A 16,098-nucleotide genomic window follows, 5' to 3' on the forward strand; every position below is an offset into this window, starting at 1 on the left:
GGGTGACATTTGCCCCATGGAGTCTTGAATGCGTGAAGTTGTCATTGTCGCCGCCACCCGCACTGCGGTCGGCACATTCCAGGGCTCGTTGAGCCGCATCCCCGCAACGGAACTCGGGGCTGCCGTGATCCGCCGCCTGCTGGCCGATACTGGCCTGCCAGGTCAGGACGTGGATGAAGTGATTCTCGGGCAAGTACTGACCGCAGGCGCCGGGCAAAATCCGGCACGTCAGTCCACATTGAAGGCTGGACTGCCCCATACCGTGCCAGCAATGACCCTGAACAAAGTCTGCGGCTCCGGTCTCAAGGCGGTTCAACTGGCTTATCAGTCCATTGCCTGCGGCGATGCCGAGGTGATCATCGCCGGTGGCCAGGAAAACATGAGCATGGCCGGCTACGTGCTGCCAGACGCCCGCACAGGGCTGCGCATGAACCACGCGTCATTGGTCGACAGTATCATCCAGGACGGCCTGTGGGATGCCTTCAACGATTACCACATGGGCATCACCGCCGAGAACCTGGCCGAGCAATACGGCATCAGCCGCGAAGAGCAGGACGCCTTCGCCGCCACCTCGCAACAGCGGGCCTGCGACGCCATCAACTCAGGGCGCTTCAAGGATGAAATCACCGCCATCGAAATCCCCCAGCGCAACGGCGAAAGCGTGCGCTTCGAACAGGACGAGCAACCCCGTCCCGGCACCTCCGCGCAAAGCCTGACCAAACTGCGACCTGCCTTCAAGCCCGGTGGCACCGTCACGGCGGGCAACTCATCGTCACTCAACGATGGTGCTGCAGCCGTCATGCTGATGAGCGCAGACAAAGCCGCAGAACTGGGCTTGCCGGTACTGGCGCGGATCGTCACCGCCGCCAGCGCAGGCGTCGACCCGGCAATCATGGGCATCGGCCCCGTATTCGCCACCCGCAAAGCGCTGGAGAAAGCCGGTTGGACGCTTGAGGATGTCGACCTCATCGAAGCCAACGAAGCCTTTGCGGCCCAAGCCCTGGCCGTAGGACGCGAACTTCACTGGGACAGCGACAAGGTCAACGTCAACGGCGGCGCCATCGCCCTGGGCCACCCTATTGGCGGATCAGGCTGTCGGATACTTGTCACTCTGCTGCACGAGATGGTCAAACGCGACGCCAAAAAAGGCCTGGCGACCCTCTGCATCGGCGGAGGCCAAGGCATCGCGCTGCTCGTGGAACGCTAAGCCAGCCCCCCAGAAACACCCGTTTCACAGGCCTTTTGGCCTAACCGCTTGATCACACGCATAAATTTTTACGAACAAAGCTTGACACATATCCCTTCTCCGCGAATAATGCGCGCCACTTGGCTACATAGCTCAGTTGGTTAGAGCATAGCATTCATAATGCTGGGGTCCGGGGTTCAAGTCCCTGTGTAGCCACCAAGTACCTGTTTCATGACATCGCTCGATGCTCATGAAACATTCAAGAAGCCCGCCTAGTGCGGGCTTTCTTGTTTCTGGCTATCTCTCCTTGTATTACTTTATACCCTCGCTCCGTGTATGCCCCTGTGTATGCTTTAGTAGACATTGAACTGGAGGCATACAAGGATGAAACGCTCCGATATAAAGCGTCGTCCTCTCGCAGATACCACTCTTTCCAGCCTAGAGTCCGAGGCAGGCACATACCGCGAGCTCGACGGCTCTGGCCTATATTTTAGAGTCAAGCCAACCAGCCAGAAGTCATGGGAACTGCGCTACAAGAAGCCCGACGGTAAATGGTCGTGGTTAGGTCTTGGTGGGTATCCAGAAGTAAGCGGCACGCTTGCTCGACAAAAAGCAGCAGAGCTACGCAGCGATGCCTCTGGAGGCAAGAATCCAATCGCGACCAAGAAGGCCCGAAAGGCTGCCGACATTGACGCAGCCAGTGACACCTTCGAAGCATTGACCCATGAATAGCACTCCTCTCGACTGAGCGGACGGGATGCTGGCACCGCTAAGCGAGTAATCGGCGCCCTGGAGCGCCATGTATTCCCTTCTTTCGGTAGTCGCTCTACACGATTATGTCGATGGAGTAGATGGAACTGCTACGAGGCCTTGAACGACAAGGCATCCTCGAACAGATGAGTCGGGTACACCATAGGTGATTACGCCATCAGCTAAAGGTAGCAGCGATGCATAGCGCTCCAGACTTGGCAGGGCCCCTGCAGAACTCCCTTCGATACGGGGTCGGAAACCCGCGGGATCGTGTTAGCGGCTGGAAATTCTAGGTTGGTTGACAGGTTGGCGTGGTTGCCAAAGTTGACGGAGCTCTTGCTTTCACTATCGGCAACTCTCCCGATCACCTTTACCAATGCAGTAACGACGCGTTTCTCTATGCAACATTCTTTCAATTTCAATGTTGAAATTTCAGTAAGCCAGGTTACCAGGCGCTAACAGAAAGGCGCGGGCTTCCGACCCCGTGCAAGGTGAAAACCCTCAGGGTCCCAGGCGACATTTCTCGCCCTAGGATATGCATACTGGATATCCTCTGCCCCTTCCCCCATAGGCATCAAGGAAGAAACGTGTTCTGGAACAGAGATAAGAAAATCCGCGTGGAGCTGCTCACCCCGATCAACATCACCTCGCCAGGTTGTGGGTCACCACCGACAAGCAATCGGGTTGAAGCAAAGGCCCAAGGGGTGGATACGGATCTCGCCCTAAAACTCGCCGTTTACTTTTCTATAGGTCTGCAAGCGCTTCTCATCGTGTATGGCTACCTTGAACTGGCGGCCTACTACGAACAGTATGGAATTGGAACGAGCGAGCTTGAGCTAGGCACTCCGACGCTTCTTCTGTACGGCTACGCCTACGCGTTCGCAGGCATCATGAGCACGGTAAATATCATCCCTTTCATCGGCCCGGCGATACCCGGACTGGTAGCGATGATGATTGGAGTGCCATTTGCCTACATATTGATGCATCGCTTCACCAAAATGGGCGACATCCTCCAACGAGGAATGACAGTCGGGATGCTGCTACTCTTCATATTCATCTTGCCAGTGCTCGGTGTTCTCCACGGCATCGCCAGGGCGAAAGAAAATATAAATTCAGACACCGGCATGGACGTAACCAACGGTGTCTCCCACGAATACAGCGTCCTGACTGACAAAAGCGAAAAGCTTACTGGTCATTTGGTGGTCGCAGATACGAAGAGCACATTTCTGCTCGTCAAGGACACAGTCTACAAAATCGACAACGCATCAAACCGCGTGATGAGACAAACGCTGCTTCAACCAAAACCCAAGAAAGATTCTGGGAAGGCCTCCTGAGCACGGTTGCGAGTACAAAAATCACTACAAGAGGCATCAGTATGCCCACGTGTATGCTTAACTCACGACCCTACGCAAGCGCCCAGCAAATACTGGGGCTTGAACTACCAGTTCAAATGACCGTGTACGTTTCGTGACATCGTTCGATGCTCATGAAACATTCAAAAAGCCCGCCTAGTGCGGGCTTTCTTGTTTCTGGCTGTATCTCTCCCCTCCGTATATCCCCTGTGTATCCCTGCTAAAAAATGAACCTAGGGAGGGACAAGGAAATAAAGCGCCCTGACATAGAACGTCGTCCCTTATCAGACACCACCCTTTTGGGTCTAGAGCCTGACGCCCAGGAGCACCGCGAGCTAGATGCTGGCGGCCTGTATTTCAGAGTAGAGACTGACGGTCAGAAATCCTGGCAACTGCGCCACAAGCAACCGAGATGGACCAGGTGGTGCCCTTGAGCCGCTTGATGGCATTAATCAAGTCGCATTACCCAGTGTTTGAAGTGGCGCCGGAGGAACAGTTCAAGGTACTGGCTCTTCATCGGAACGCTGATAAACCACTTGGAAGTACGGATTAAAAAACAAACTGAACGGTGTATACAAAATTTTACACAGACCTGACATGACCCTGACAAATCAGTCAAAGCGGCGGTGTTAACCTTTGGCCGGCTTCGGGATTACCCCATAGCAGGCCCATCTGAATGGTCAAATAATTCAGAAATTACAAATGGTTACCTGCGCTCCTCGTTGCGACTCACGCAGGTTTTCCAGGTATCCAGGAGGTAACGATGTCTATTAGTGCAATCTCAGCTTCGATTTCAACCGCCACCGCGCCCACTCAGGCCGCGACTGCATCGAGCCAGACAGCTGCGCAATCCGCGACTTCCAGCACAACCGCCAGCAGCACCACGGCAGCCCACAAGCAGCATGGCCACCGCCACGCAGCACCCAGCAGCACAACTGCCTCGGCTACGCCTTCACCTTCTGTGAACAGCAACGGGGAGACCATTGGCGAGACCATCAACGTCACCGCCTAAGTGCTGTTGAAGTAACTTACATCGAAAAAACCCGCTTCGGCGGGGTTTTTCGTTGATGGGCCTAGTGCAGGCTTTCTTGTTTCTGCGACATTCCTTTCACGCCACCTTCACGGCGTGGGGCGCACGCTTGACCACACTCCTGATTGTATTGAATGATTCTTTAGCCCGCCCCCATGCGGGCTTTTTTTTGCCCATAAGGAAACTCAGAGCTATTCCTTCCAGTGAAGATTCACCGTACCGGTCGATGTACCTTCCAGTACGACTGTGCCTCGTGTCTCACGGCCATTCTGGGTGGCGATGATGAGATATTTATCTGCCGGCAATTTAACGTAAACAATGGGACCGACCTGACTCAACGACACTATTTGGCGTCCTTTTTGGGTCTGGATCACAACGTCAACACCACTGACGTACTTATTGTTCGACCCGATGGAAAAGGTCATGTGAAGGTTGTAACCCTTGATTTTCTGGATGGCCTCCGATTCGTCCTGGCCAACGCCACCGGACAGATAGGTGATGCCGTTTTGCTCTTGCGGCACCAACTGTACGACCGACATATCAATCGGCACTTCGTTGGCGGCCTGTAGTACCACAGGAGACAAACTCAACAGCATGGCAAGGACAACGCTTGAAGGGGTTAGCGAGTGGACGGTTGTCACAATGAATACTCCTTGGTTACCAGAACCGAACGAGTGCCATGGGCAGTATTTCTGATCATCATATGGCAGCGATCTACTGCTCCCCACGTTGAGTCTAGTTGCTGTGCCAAGTTTGCTCGGTAGCAACTACTGAGCCCGACGAGCGGCTTAACGAGTCAGTGGCATATGCACCGCAAAAAAATCAATGCGTGGGCGGCGGCCTGACCGACCACAATTTCCAGCTTCCACTCCTGATTGCCCGCGCCCGTGAAACCGGAGCGCTACGCATTGTCGGGAAAGGCGCCAATCGCTGATCCAACGTGCACATCGAAGACGTTGCAGAATTGTTACTGCTTGTGCTGCAAAAAGCCCCGGCCGGTGCGTTTTACTTCATCGAGAACGGTGAAGACTCATTCTCGGACATAGGCGCAGCGCTTGCCGAACGTATGGAACTTGGCTGGACGCCGCGACACCGTTCGACTCTGAACTGGATCAAAAACGAGATGCCACTATGAGCCAACCAACCACCTGAACGTGCCTGGCACGCGGGAGCACGCCTCGATCTGGGCCGCTTGGCCTTCGTTGAGCGACGTTTCGATCCGCACTTCCTGCCCCCATTGGTTAACTGGAAGCCTATCGCAGGCGGGGAAGCGTTGTGCTGAAAACATAGGTTACTTTTTTCACGCACAACAAAAACCCGCCGTAGCGGGTTTTTCCAAGACCATCCCAACGTCCTGTCGGTAGCCTCCCAGGCTATGGTCGATCATCCGTGATCCTGAAGCGCATCCTGCGCTGCAGTTGATGAATCCAGATTACGATGCCCGAGCAAGCGAGGATAGGGCCAATTGCCGCTATGCTTTGTAAGCCTTTCGCTATTGCCCGGCCTCAGAACTCAAATAAGGGAGCCTGACTCAAGCCCGGATCAGCCCCGGGATTTTTCATTCCTGCGACATCCCTTTCACATGGCCTTCACAGGTTAAAGCGCAGATTACTGACCACTCTCTCGTGATGATTTATTTAGCCCGCCTTGTGCGGGCTTTTTGTTGCCTTCGGTATTTTGGCCGACCCATGACCCAGCCTTACCGACGCACGATGGGAATCCTGACCAAGGGCACGGATGTGTCGGTACACAGTCAGGAAGCGTTGGATGCAATCTCTTATCAAATGAATATTCGCCCTCGCAAGCGGTTTGGCTTCAAATGCCCGATTGAAGTGATTACTGAGGTGATGGGTATGTGTCATGCTGCACCGTCTTCAATTCAATAACCGTGTTGCACTCAACTCCTGCAACCGCCCTATTTTAATATCAGGAGTTAAACGTTATGCGCAACACACTTACTACCGGCCTTATTAGCGGCGCACTCTTAATTTCTATCACATTCAATGCAGAGGCATCCATGCGCTGCGATAATGGAATTATAAGTGGAAGGGAGACAATGGCAGAGGTAATCAGAAAATGCGGCCAGCCAGACAATCGCAATGTAATACAATCCATAGTGGGTAGTAATGGAAAAACCCCGCATCAATCTGCGACGATTGAAAATTGGGTTTATGGACCTAAACATGGCATGTATCAATATCTACGCTTTATAGAGGGGAAATTGGCCTCAATCAGTAGTCAGCGCGACTAAGTGGTGATCACTGAATGAACCTCCGTTTACGTAGCGCAGCCACGTATGGACCTTATTCAACGCCCCCTTCTTAAGCTCATCGAAAGCCCACTACAGATTAATAACCACTCTCTCATGATGATATATTTTGGCCGACCAATGGCCAGCCGTACCAAAGACGCCAAAATTCAGAAGGTTATGCAACAGGACTTGCCTTATGATGAATATCAGAAACGGTACAAGGCGATCATGGGGCGGTAGCTGGCCCCCTGCGTGGCAGGAATTTTTAGAGGGGTTATCGTGGGTATCAAGAAATCATCGCAAGAACTGAAGCGCGACCTGAGTAGCGTGGCCTCCAATCTGGAGCGGACAGCAGGCGAGGTTAGCAGGCTCGCCGAGCGAATCAACGATGTGGATGTTGTTGCCGTGCTTCACCTGATGAATCGCATGTACAAGGATTCTGACCGATTGAAAGCGTATGTCGATGAGATAAAAGCTGGGCGGATCGTCCGCAGTAAAGAGGAGTGATCCTCCCAGCTCGAATTTTTAGCACGGATTAAGTATCGCGATTTCGTATAAAAACCACACGCCACCCTGACGCATCAACAATCCGGTTTGCCTATCGTCGGCAGCGCTGACAATGCCCGCGCCCATATCTGTCGAGTGCGTAGCCAGACCATCTCCTGCCAGTCACTGTCGGCAGGATAGAACTGCTCAAGAAGATCGAGTTTGATCTGCCGCCCTACCTTATCGCTTGGGTCGCCGTACAGGTGCAGCCAGTGATCATCACGCAGATGACGGTGAACCTCTTCCCCGGGATAGGTACCGCACTCAATGACGAAAGGCATCAGGTGCACATTGGGCAGCGCATCGATTAGCGCCTGTGAAGTGTAGCCGGTGGCCGTAGCTGCAATGCCGGTCTCACTCAAGCTCTGCGCGCCCGTCAACAGGGTGTACAGCCAAGGGCCATAGACTGCGCGGGCATCCTCCAACGCCGGATAGGTTGTCTGGGCAATCGTTAACAGCATTGGATGACCGTAGTCCCCTGCGCCGGTATGCAAGTCAAAACACATGGCGACTTCGGCCTGCGACACATGCTCCCGAATGATTCTGTGCAGTGTCCTGTTCGACCAACTGGGCGCCAACCCACCATAAAACAGACCCTCGGGATGGCTGTGCTGTCCACCCTCGACAATCGACATCACGGTGGGCCAGCCATGCGCCTGAATCTGTTCATTGAGCAAGGCATCAGCCCGTTCTCGCTGGGGCCCCTGCAATTGAGTGCATCCATAGATTTCATGAAGCGCTGCATAGGGCTCATTGCTCGGCAGCGGGAGATCGAAGTTCAAGTGGTTACGGTTCAGATCGATATTGTCTTCGTTGACGCGGCGTAGCCAAGCGGTGCCCCAGGGGTTGATCAAGTGGATCATCACTATCGCTACATCAGCGGGCAGGAGTTGTTTGCCAAATGCTTGCAGCCATTTGATCTGGCAACTCGAACCATAGAACCCTTCAACCCCATGGGTGCCGCTCAGAATAACCAATAGGCGCTTTGCGCCAGGATCGCCGAGCACCGCCACATCGGTACTCAGGGGCTCGCCGAACGGTCCTGGAAGTGGATGCGGGTACTCGGTCAGGCTCGCGCCGGCCGCAATTGCCGCCGCCAGAAATTGTTCGCGTTGCGCGCGGTAGCTGGCGTGTACTGGAAAGTCTGTGTGCATGTCTGCCTCTTCTTATTGATCTGCAAGCAAGTCTATTTCAATCGGCCGTACAGAACATACTCCACCTCATGAAGACCAGGAGCGTCTTTCCCGGTAGTCCGTTTAATAATTCAGTGCCCCTTTTTCCTGTTTTACCCAACGACAGGGCGAGAATGCAACACCGCATGAGGTACATTGAAATATGATTCTCCAACACAGTCAGCAGCCCTCACGTTCAACAAGGATGACACCATGAATACCCATCAGAAGCTGCGAACCTTTGACCTGATCCGCGAGGCAGTGTTGCCGGAATACCGCGACCGAGTGGCCGAGTACCTGTGCGTCTACGAAGAGGCTCTACACAGCGACAATGCCCGCGCTGACGATCTGCGTGCATCGGCAAACCAGTTGAGGGGCTACCTGCGCGGACTCAACACAACCCGAGTGCTAGGCATGGCTGACCTGGAAGAGCTAGACCGCCGTGTTGTGGAGTCATGGTTATAATCGGCACATTATTCCTGGCGCTCGCGGCCTCTCAAGCCACTTGAGGTCAACGCCGGGCAAGCCAGCATTGGCAAAGGTTCAGTCAACCCGGGATCAAACACTGGAGGCACTTGGACTTAACCCTGGCAAATGGACAGATCCGGTTATAAAGCCAACAGGTTTGTTTAATAGAGAACACACCCGCTTAAGGTTGTTCAATCGCGATTCCCGTGCATACTTTTTTGTGACGAGCCCAACCCTTTTTCACATTGTTTATGGGATAACCTTATGCTCCGCCCCCACCCTCAACTTATCGATGTAAAGCTCGAAAAGCTCCACCCGACCCAGATTACAGTCGGCAAGCTGGAGGTTTCGCTGAAGCGCAAAGAATGGGGGGCGCTCGGCAAAAAAGCCCGAAAAGCGGCGCTGGCGAGTCATTGGTTTCCTGCCATTGTCGGCCCCGAAGACACGTATTACATCGTTGACCACCACCACTTTGGCCTTGCCTTGTTAGAAGAAGACGTCAAACGGGTTAGCGTGATGGTGCTCAACGATCTGTCTTACCTGGATCCAGCTGCATTCTGGAGTGTCATGGATCACCACCAGTGGGTGCATCCCTACGACAGTGAGGGTGTGCGGCGTGATTTTCACGCAGTCCCCAAGCACCTGACACACCTGCACAACGACCCGTACCGCAGTCTCGCAGGTGAACTGCGCCGAGCCGGGGGTTTCTCCAAGGATGTCACGCCATTCAGCGAATTTTTGTGGGCTGATTTTTTTCGAAGTCGCATCCCCGTCAGCTTGATCGAGGAGGACTTCAGCAGCGCATTGATGAAAGCAAAAAAAATGGCGGGCACCCAGCAAGCGCGTTACCTGCCAGGCTGGTGCGGCATGATCGAGGCGGTATAAATGTCATCACCAAACCCGCTCTCCGGGCCCGCCAAAACAAACCTGATCAACCGGATGTCATGGCCGGACATCATTGTCGGCTTGTCGCTGGCCGGTTTGCTGCTGCCAGAGGCAGTCGCTTACGCAAGCATCGCCAACCTGGCGCCTCAGGCCGGGGTCATTGCCCTGTTCGCCGGGCTTATTTGTTACGGATTGATCGGCACCAGCCGCTTCGCCATTGTCTCTGCGACGTCATCATCTGCCGCCGTACTGGTAGCCGCCTCTGCGTCGATGGCGGGACCAGACAACACCCTCAGGCTGATCATTGCTGTTGCCCTGACCCTGCTGACCGGACTGCTTTTCACGGTCGCGGGCCTTGCGCGAATAGGCAGCATGTCGGCCTTTATCGCGAAACCGGTTTTGCGCGGGTTTGCCTTTGGCCTCGCCCTCGTGATTATTTGCAAGCAGGTCGCCAACGTGGTCGGCGTTCACCCGCTGCACAGTGACCTTTTCCGGTTCGTCATCGAGTTGTTCAGTCAGATGGGAACGTGGAATTGGGCTGCCGTGACAGTGGCCATCATCGCGTGGGCACTGCTGTTCTTATTTGACCGCGTGCCACACCTGCCCGGAGGACTGCTGGTCATTGTCATCGGCATTGCTGCCGGTGAATGGCTGAATCTGTCGCAGTATGGCATTGGCCTGGTCGGCTCCATCAACCTGCAACTGACCGCACCGACAGTGCCTGCCCTGTCGTATGCAGAATGGCTACGAGCAGGGGAACTCAGTATTGCAATGGTGCTGATCCTCTACGCAGAGTCCTACAGTTCGATCCGTAGTTTTGCGATGAAGCATGGTGATAGCGTGTCCCCCAACCGGGATTTGCTTGCACTGGGCGCCGCCAACCTGGTGTCCGGACTCTTCCACGGCATGCCCGTGGGCGCCGGATATTCTGCGACGTCGGCAAGCGAGGCCTCTGGTGCGTCATCGCGACTGGCGGGCTGGTCTGCTGCGTTTACGCTATTGATCATCGTGGCGACGCTATTGCCGACCATCGCCCTGACACCGGAGCCGATAATCGCGGCTATTGTCGTGCACGCCGTCAGTCATACGCTTCGGCCATCCGTTTTCAGTCCTTATTTCACACTGCACCGCGACCGGCTGGTCGTTATCGCGGCGGTATTGGCGGTGCTGTTATTGGGCGTGCTGGACGGTTTGCTGGTAGCCATCGCGGTCAGCCTGGTGATGCTGTTGCGGCGGTTGTCGGAGTCGTCGGTGACCATCCTTGGCCAACTCAACCACGGCCATGATTTCGTCAGCAAAACCCTCCATCCAGAGGCACAAGCTGTGCCTGGAGTTCTGATTCTGCGCCCACATACTGGCCTGTTCTTTGCGAACGCCGAGCGGGTGTTTGCGCAGGTACAAAACTATATCGCGGCCGCTGGCGATAGTGTGCACACCGTTATCCTCAGCCTGGAGGAGTCGCCAGACCTGGACAGTTCAAGCGTGGAGGCGTTACAGGATTTCTGCAAAACGGTCATCAACCAGAACAAGCACTTGCTGCTCGCTCGTTTGAAAACACGGGTGCAACAGGTATTGGTTCGCGCGGCGATTCCAGGTTTACCTATCGATACGCTGTGTTCGTTAAGCGTGGATGATGCGGTCAGCGTTGCGCAAGACCTCTATCTCAGGTCACAAGCGGGCTCATTGCACGCGACTCCCGACGAACAGGCCGTCTAGTCGAAGACCTTGATAAACGGAACCTGATCAAAGCCCGATGGACAACTAATGGGCGCGTACACACTGGATTTGCGAGAAGCTGCCACCGCTGAGGGTGACCACATTGTTGCTGGTCTTCTCTATCTGGTTAGGCGGCGTGAGGTGAAGGTCGACGGCGGCCACCGGCGGATTATCCCAGAGAATATCTTCAAGGCTTACGTAGCCGGCCGCTTCTCCGTTCCCAGTCACGATGCGGATCGTACTGCCACCAGGGCGATAGAAGATGGTGGCAATGGCGCCTGGGCAAACATAGGCGCTGTCGGCCACCGGTTTGGGCAGCAAGCCGCCAGCGATACTGCCAATGAAGCTGTACAAAAACCAGCTCACTAAACCGATAGCCCCAAGCCCTACCAATATCTGCGCACGCCCGCCGAAGGCGGGACGCGCACGGTCTGGCACAGCGGCCGGAACACTGCGCGCGACAGCAGGCGCTTCAGGCTCAGCCTCAACAGGGTCGGCACTGGCGAGTACCACAACGGCGTCTACCGGAGACCGCGCGGGTGCTGACGATTCCGCAAAGTGGGTCGCGCCAGTGTGCACGGTCTCGCTGGGGGCATCGGCGGCAACGATCAACACGCTGTCATGAGCGACTTCGGCGTCCACGCTCGTCGGTATAGACTCCGCAGGCGGTGCCCTTCGAAGCTTTGGTGCTGGCTTGGGAACCCACCTGCGCTGCTGGCGGATGATGCGCGCTTGCAGGACCACAAAGGCCGCGCACAGGAGCGGCACAATCACGTTCAGCGCAGGTGATTGGGTGTTCACCCAACCCACCACGGCCGGATCGGAGACGGCGATATCACCCGCAACATAGCCGAGCAGCGCGCCGCCAACCGAGACCAGAAAAGGCTGGCGCTGAAGTAGCCGGGTGATCTGCAAGCTGCCAAACATCAACAGCGGCACGCTTAGGAGCAATCCCAGCACCAGATAGAAAATACTGCCCTGCGCCACAGCCGCCAACCCGACCACGTTGTCCATGCTCATGACCAAATCAGCTATCAATACGGTCGTCACGGCCCCGGACAGGGTGGTCGGAATCATTTCAACGGGGCTGTTGTCGTCGTCCGCCTGCTCCTCGATCAGCAGCCGGATTGCAATGACGATCAACAATCCCGCACCGATGAGCTTGAGAAAGGGAGCGAGCAGCAACCACCCGGCCAGCGTGGTCAGGAGCACACGCAGCACGATGGCCCCGCCAGTGCCGATCATCACCGCCTGTTTCACCTGATTCGCGGGCAGCCCGCGGCAGGCCAGAGCGATCACCAGCGCATTGTCGCCAGACAAAATCAGGTCCAGCACGGATATCTGAAAGATCATGCCGATCGCGTGCAGTAAACCTTCAAACATCATGGGACAGTTTCCGAGCAAGAAGACGTTTCATATGAAAATCAACCCAGTGAACCGGCGATGCCGGCATACAGGCCGAGTGTTGAGGTCAGTACAAAGATGACGCCGACAGCAAGCGCGTACCCTCCCCGTAATTGATGTGCTGCCGGCAAGGCGCTGCGCGCCAGCAAGAACAGCAACAACAGCATCACCGGGATCAGAATTGCATTAACCACGCCGACCGCAATCGACAGCCGGATAAGATTGACACCCGAGGCCACCAGCACCGCGCCGACGATTAGCAGTACCGCGAAAGGCCCGTAGAACCAAGGTGCATCAAGTGGGTGTTGCTCCAGCGAGTGGCGTACCCCCATCGCCTCCCCCAGCGCCAACACAGCGGTCAGGCAGACCACAATGGTTGCTACCAGCGCACCGCCGGACAGTCCAATGGCGAAAACGGCTTTACCCCAACTGGGGCCGATCAGCGTGCCGAACGCATCGCCGATCTGAGCGATGTTGTCCAGGTTTCCACCCTGCTCGTGCGCACCCAGCGTGGCGGCGGCGGCGATCAACACCGCGGAAGTCAGCACCTGGCACAGCACCGTACCGACCAACGTATCGACGCGCGCCAGCCGAAGTCGGCCCGTGTTCAGTCCTTTATCGATCAGCGCCGACTGTTGGTAGAACAGCGTCCATGGCATCACGCTGGTGCCGAGATTTGCCGCGACCAGATACAGATAGTCATGGTCAGTGAGAGGCATTTGAGTCATGTCGTGCAGTATCTGGCGACCGTTCGGATGGGCTTTGACCGCCATCACCAGAAAGGCAAGTCCGAACAACCCGATAGCGATGGTTACCCGCTCTACCGAGTGATAGGAGCCGGTCAGGACCATGCCGAGAATCATGACCACCAGCGCCACAAGAATTTGCCAGCCAGGGACTCCGAAGAGGCTGCCCGCGCCAACCAGCCCGCTCATCTCCGTCACCAATGTACCGAAGCAGCTCAGCAGCAACACCGCTGCGGACAGTATCGCGACGGCTTGGCCGAAGCGTTGTCGGACCAGCTCGACATAACCCTTGCCGGTGCACAACCCCAGTCGCACTGTCAGCTCCTGGGCCATGAACATCAGCGGGACCAACAATAATTGCAGCGACAGCAAGCGGTAGCCCCACTGTGCACCGCTCTGGGCAGCCGTCACCACGCTACCGGCCTCGGTATCGGCCAGCATCACGACCAGTCCCGGCCCCATGACGGCGAACAAGCGTGTCAGCCGTTGCCGAAATGCTTTGTGGTCAGAAGGAAGCTCGATGACGTGCATTCTTTACTTCGCGGTGGTCGCAGCAGGACCCGTACGGAATTGCTTCAAGAACTCAGCGTCCGGCGTCAGCACCAGCATTGGCTGGCTCTCTGCCAGCGCCTGCCGGTAAGTCTGCAGCGAGCGATACAGTTTGTAGAACGCCGGGTCCTTGCTAAACGCGGCCGACAGTATCTGGTTGGCATCGGCGTCCGCTTCGCCGTGAGTGATTGCAGACTGGCGCTGGACCTCTGACAACAGGACCGTACGGTCCCGGTCGGCTTTACCCTGGATCTGTTGTGCCCATTCGAAGCCCTGTGCACGCAGCTCCTTTGCCTCGCGCTGACGCTCGGATTTCATCCGGTCATAGATCGCCTGACTGGCCTCGAAGGGCAGATCGGCACGGTGCAGGCGGACCTCCGTCACTTCGATCCCGAGTCCGACAGCCTTGCTGGCCACGTCCTTCTCGATGGTAGCCACTTCTTGCTGGCGTTCCGGCGACAGCAATGATCGTAGTGTCACCTGACCCAGTTCGCGCCGCAACGAAGAACTGACCATCTGCGTCAGCTGGGCGCTGGCCTGTTCCAGCGTACCCACTGCCTGGTAGAAGCGCAGCGGGTCGCTGATCCGAAAGCGCGTGTAGGTCTCGACCTCAACGCGTTTCTGGTCGCCCAAGATGATCTGTTCGGCCGGCGAGGTCAGCGTCTGCAGTCGGCTGTCGTAGAACACCAGAGAGTCACTGAACGGAACCTTGAACTTCAGACCGGGCTCACCGGCCACGCCCATGGGCGCACCGAAGCGGATGATTAGCGCCTGCTGCGTCTCGTCGACAATATAGACCGACGATGCCAACACCCATAACGCAACGATGCCGACGCCGGCGGTCAGCCATTTGAGCGCGGAGTTCATGGTTTGGCATCCTTCTGAACAGTCTTGCCTGGGTCGGATAGCGGCATATAGGGCACCACGCCGGACATACCCTTACCAGACGAATCGATGATGACCTTGGAGGCCTTCTTCAGCACCTCATCCATGCTCTCCATGTACAACCGCCAGGCGGTGACATCCTTGGATTGCACGTAGCTGTTGTAAACAGACAGAAAACGCTTGGCCTCGCCCTCAGCCAGGTTGCCCACCTGCGACTTGTAGGCCTCGGCATCCTGGGCGATGCGCGCCGCATCGCCTCGCGCACGGGGGATCACATCGTTGGCATAGGCTTCTGCTTCGTTACGGGCGCGCTCCTGGTCAGCTCGAGCGCGCTGCACATCGTTGAACGCATCGATAACCTGCGGCGGCGGATCGACCCGTTGCAGCTGGACTTGTGTGATAAAGATGCCAGCCTTCTCGCTGTCCAATAGCTGTTGCAGCAGTTCGCGTGTTTCATCGGCGATCTGCGCTCGCTTGTCGGACATGGCGGATTGAATCGGCGTGCGTCCGATGACTTCGCGTAGAGCACTTTCGGCAATGATCTTCACCGAGCGCTCTGGATCGCTGACTTTGAACAGGTACTGTCCAGCGTCCTTGATTCGCCAAAAGACAGTGCAGTCGGCTTCGACGATGTTTTCATCGCCCGTCAGCATCTGTTTGTCGCGTGAACCGCTATTACCCGTGGTCAGGGCACTGCTGGCGCTGCCTAACTGCAACTGATTGACTTGGGTAACCTTGGGCAGCAACACGGCTTCAATGGGAGAGGGCAGATGGTAATGCAACCCGGATGCGGTGGTGTCCACCCAGCGACCAAAACGCAGCACTACACCCTGCTCGTCCGGCTGCACTTTGTAAATGCCCGACATAACCCATGCCAATGCAATAAGCCCACCGATCAACAGAAAACCGCGACCCTGGAGGTCCAGGATGGCAACCCTGTAGTTGATCCGCTCACGCAGCGTGGAGAACGGGCTGGCGGGTTCGCTCGGAACAGGGACGGGGATATCGGTCATGCAGTTGCTCCGGTCCGCGAAGTGAGGTGCGGTCCATATTTTGGGAAAGGTGGTGGGCGCCGAAGCCGCGCAGAATACCTGAACAGCTGACCGTCGTCACTGACATGGATCATGTTAAAAACAGAGCCCCTCGCGGCTACGCATC

General features: G+C 56.2%; 15 protein-coding genes, 1 tRNA gene and 3 pseudogenes. 12 read left to right on the forward strand and 7 right to left on the reverse strand.

The features are described from left to right. Window positions 1–28: 28 nt before the first annotated feature. The 5 genes and pseudogenes from AC1ME2_RS08710 to AC1ME2_RS08730 all read left to right on the forward strand — a co-directional run. Complete coding sequence (locus AC1ME2_RS08710) at window positions 29–1,207, forward strand: acetyl-CoA C-acetyltransferase (RefSeq protein WP_480440465.1); 1,179 nt, start codon at window positions 29–31, stop codon at window positions 1,205–1,207. Between the two features lie 121 nt (window positions 1,208–1,328). Beyond that, window positions 1,329–1,405: transfer RNA gene (locus AC1ME2_RS08715), tRNA-Met, on the forward strand. A 165-nt stretch (window positions 1,406–1,570) separates the two neighbouring features. Beyond that, window positions 1,571–2,034 (forward strand): annotated as a pseudogene (locus tag AC1ME2_RS08720) (integrase arm-type DNA-binding domain-containing protein); the annotation flags it as partial. 489 nt (window positions 2,035–2,523) lie between these two features. Further along, window positions 2,524–3,270, forward strand: a complete 747-nt coding sequence (locus AC1ME2_RS08725) for a hypothetical protein (protein WP_480440467.1) — start codon at window positions 2,524–2,526, stop codon at window positions 3,268–3,270. A 269-nt stretch (window positions 3,271–3,539) separates the two neighbouring features. Then, window positions 3,540–3,707: pseudogene (locus AC1ME2_RS08730) on the forward strand (tyrosine-type recombinase/integrase); the annotation flags it as partial. 394 nt (window positions 3,708–4,101) lie between these two features. On the opposite strand, the gene AC1ME2_RS08735 reads toward AC1ME2_RS08730, so the two are convergent. Beyond that, the gene (locus AC1ME2_RS08735) at window positions 4,102–4,284 is read right to left on the reverse strand and encodes a hypothetical protein (RefSeq protein WP_480440468.1); all 183 of its coding nucleotides are present in this window, start codon (window positions 4,282–4,284) and stop codon (window positions 4,102–4,104) included. A gap of 225 nt (window positions 4,285–4,509) precedes the next feature. Next, window positions 4,510–4,959 carry a carboxypeptidase regulatory-like domain-containing protein gene (locus tag AC1ME2_RS08740; protein WP_480440470.1) on the reverse strand — a complete coding sequence of 150 codons (450 nt, stop codon included), beginning with the start codon at window positions 4,957–4,959 and terminating at the stop codon, window positions 4,510–4,512. A gap of 299 nt (window positions 4,960–5,258) precedes the next feature. Here AC1ME2_RS08740 and AC1ME2_RS08745 point away from each other — a divergent pair, with 299 nt between their 5' ends. The 4 genes and pseudogenes from AC1ME2_RS08745 (at window position 5,259) to AC1ME2_RS08760 (ending at window position 7,076) form a co-directional block, all read left to right on the forward strand. Further along, a complete protein-coding gene (locus AC1ME2_RS08745; RefSeq protein WP_480440471.1) occupies window positions 5,259–5,453 on the forward strand; it encodes a hypothetical protein in 195 nt (64 codons plus the stop codon). Window positions 5,454–6,039: 586 nt separating this feature from the next. After that, window positions 6,040–6,204, forward strand: a pseudogene (locus AC1ME2_RS08750) (IS30 family transposase); the annotation flags it as partial. 56 nt (window positions 6,205–6,260) lie between these two features. Further along, complete coding sequence (locus tag AC1ME2_RS08755; protein WP_480440473.1) at window positions 6,261–6,569, forward strand: DUF2845 domain-containing protein; 309 nt, start codon at window positions 6,261–6,263, stop codon at window positions 6,567–6,569. 279 nt (window positions 6,570–6,848) lie between these two features. Continuing rightward, on the forward strand, window positions 6,849–7,076 hold the full coding sequence (locus AC1ME2_RS08760) for a hypothetical protein (RefSeq protein ID WP_480440475.1): 228 nt from the start codon (window positions 6,849–6,851) through the stop codon (window positions 7,074–7,076). Between the two features lie 74 nt (window positions 7,077–7,150). Here AC1ME2_RS08760 and AC1ME2_RS08765 read toward each other — a convergent pair whose 3' ends face one another. Then, entirely contained in the window at window positions 7,151–8,269 is a 1,119-nt protein-coding gene (locus AC1ME2_RS08765; RefSeq protein WP_480440476.1) for a DUF2817 domain-containing protein, read from the reverse strand. A 231-nt stretch (window positions 8,270–8,500) separates the two neighbouring features. On the opposite strand from AC1ME2_RS08765, the gene AC1ME2_RS08770 reads away from it, so the two are divergent. The 3 genes from AC1ME2_RS08770 (at window position 8,501) to AC1ME2_RS08780 (ending at window position 11,356) form a co-directional block, all read left to right on the forward strand. Next, a complete protein-coding gene (locus AC1ME2_RS08770) occupies window positions 8,501–8,752 on the forward strand; it encodes a hypothetical protein (RefSeq protein WP_480440478.1) in 252 nt (83 codons plus the stop codon). Window positions 8,753–9,019: 267 nt separating this feature from the next. Next, window positions 9,020–9,640 (forward strand): ParB-like protein, encoded by a 621-nt coding sequence (locus tag AC1ME2_RS08775; protein WP_480440480.1) that lies wholly within the window; start codon window positions 9,020–9,022, stop codon window positions 9,638–9,640. Further along, window positions 9,641–11,356, forward strand: coding sequence for a SulP family inorganic anion transporter (locus AC1ME2_RS08780; protein WP_480440481.1), 1,716 nt, complete (start codon window positions 9,641–9,643; stop codon window positions 11,354–11,356). It begins immediately after the preceding gene. A gap of 45 nt (window positions 11,357–11,401) precedes the next feature. On the opposite strand, the gene AC1ME2_RS08785 is transcribed toward AC1ME2_RS08780, so the two are convergent. From AC1ME2_RS08785 to hflK, 4 genes are read right to left on the reverse strand one after another with little or no spacing between them, the layout of a single operon-like run. Then, entirely contained in the window at window positions 11,402–12,742 is a 1,341-nt protein-coding gene (locus tag AC1ME2_RS08785) for a TerC family protein (protein ID WP_480440482.1), read from the reverse strand. Window positions 12,743–12,780: 38 nt separating this feature from the next. After that, on the reverse strand, window positions 12,781–14,037 hold the full coding sequence (locus tag AC1ME2_RS08790) for an NRAMP family divalent metal transporter (RefSeq protein ID WP_480440483.1): 1,257 nt from the start codon (window positions 14,035–14,037) through the stop codon (window positions 12,781–12,783). Window positions 14,038–14,040: 3 nt separating this feature from the next. Next, the gene (gene hflC / locus AC1ME2_RS08795) at window positions 14,041–14,922 is read right to left on the reverse strand and encodes a protease modulator HflC (protein ID WP_480440485.1); all 882 of its coding nucleotides are present in this window, start codon (window positions 14,920–14,922) and stop codon (window positions 14,041–14,043) included. Continuing rightward, on the reverse strand, window positions 14,919–15,953 hold the full coding sequence (gene hflK, locus AC1ME2_RS08800) for an FtsH protease activity modulator HflK (RefSeq protein WP_480440487.1): 1,035 nt from the start codon (window positions 15,951–15,953) through the stop codon (window positions 14,919–14,921). The genes hflC and hflK overlap by 4 nt, the downstream gene beginning before the upstream one ends. Window positions 15,954–16,098: the final 145 nt, after the last annotated feature.

The organism is Pseudomonas sp. ASL9 (genome assembly GCF_056680335.1).

What these genes read in the sequence shown, in the direction of transcription:
- AC1ME2_RS08785 (WP_480440482.1), bottom strand. Translation starts at nt 12,742, where the DNA reads ATGATGTTTGAAGGTTTACTGCACGCGATCGGCATGATCTTTCAGATA.
- hflK (WP_480440487.1), bottom strand. Translation starts at nt 15,953, where the DNA reads ATGACCGATATCCCCGTCCCTGTTCCGAGCGAACCCGCCAGCCCGTTC.
- hflC (WP_480440485.1), bottom strand. Translation starts at nt 14,922, where the DNA reads ATGAACTCCGCGCTCAAATGGCTGACCGCCGGCGTCGGCATCGTTGCG.
- AC1ME2_RS08710 (WP_480440465.1), top strand. Translation starts at nt 29, where the DNA reads ATGCGTGAAGTTGTCATTGTCGCCGCCACCCGCACTGCGGTCGGCACA.
- AC1ME2_RS08765 (WP_480440476.1), bottom strand. Translation starts at nt 8,269, where the DNA reads ATGCACACAGACTTTCCAGTACACGCCAGCTACCGCGCGCAACGCGAA.
- AC1ME2_RS08735 (WP_480440468.1), bottom strand. Translation starts at nt 4,284, where the DNA reads ATGGTCTCGCCAATGGTCTCCCCGTTGCTGTTCACAGAAGGTGAAGGC.
- AC1ME2_RS08755 (WP_480440473.1), top strand. Translation starts at nt 6,261, where the DNA reads ATGCGCAACACACTTACTACCGGCCTTATTAGCGGCGCACTCTTAATT.
- AC1ME2_RS08775 (WP_480440480.1), top strand. Translation starts at nt 9,020, where the DNA reads ATGCTCCGCCCCCACCCTCAACTTATCGATGTAAAGCTCGAAAAGCTC.
- AC1ME2_RS08780 (WP_480440481.1), top strand. Translation starts at nt 9,641, where the DNA reads ATGTCATCACCAAACCCGCTCTCCGGGCCCGCCAAAACAAACCTGATC.
- AC1ME2_RS08770 (WP_480440478.1), top strand. Translation starts at nt 8,501, where the DNA reads ATGAATACCCATCAGAAGCTGCGAACCTTTGACCTGATCCGCGAGGCA.
- AC1ME2_RS08790 (WP_480440483.1), bottom strand. Translation starts at nt 14,037, where the DNA reads ATGCACGTCATCGAGCTTCCTTCTGACCACAAAGCATTTCGGCAACGG.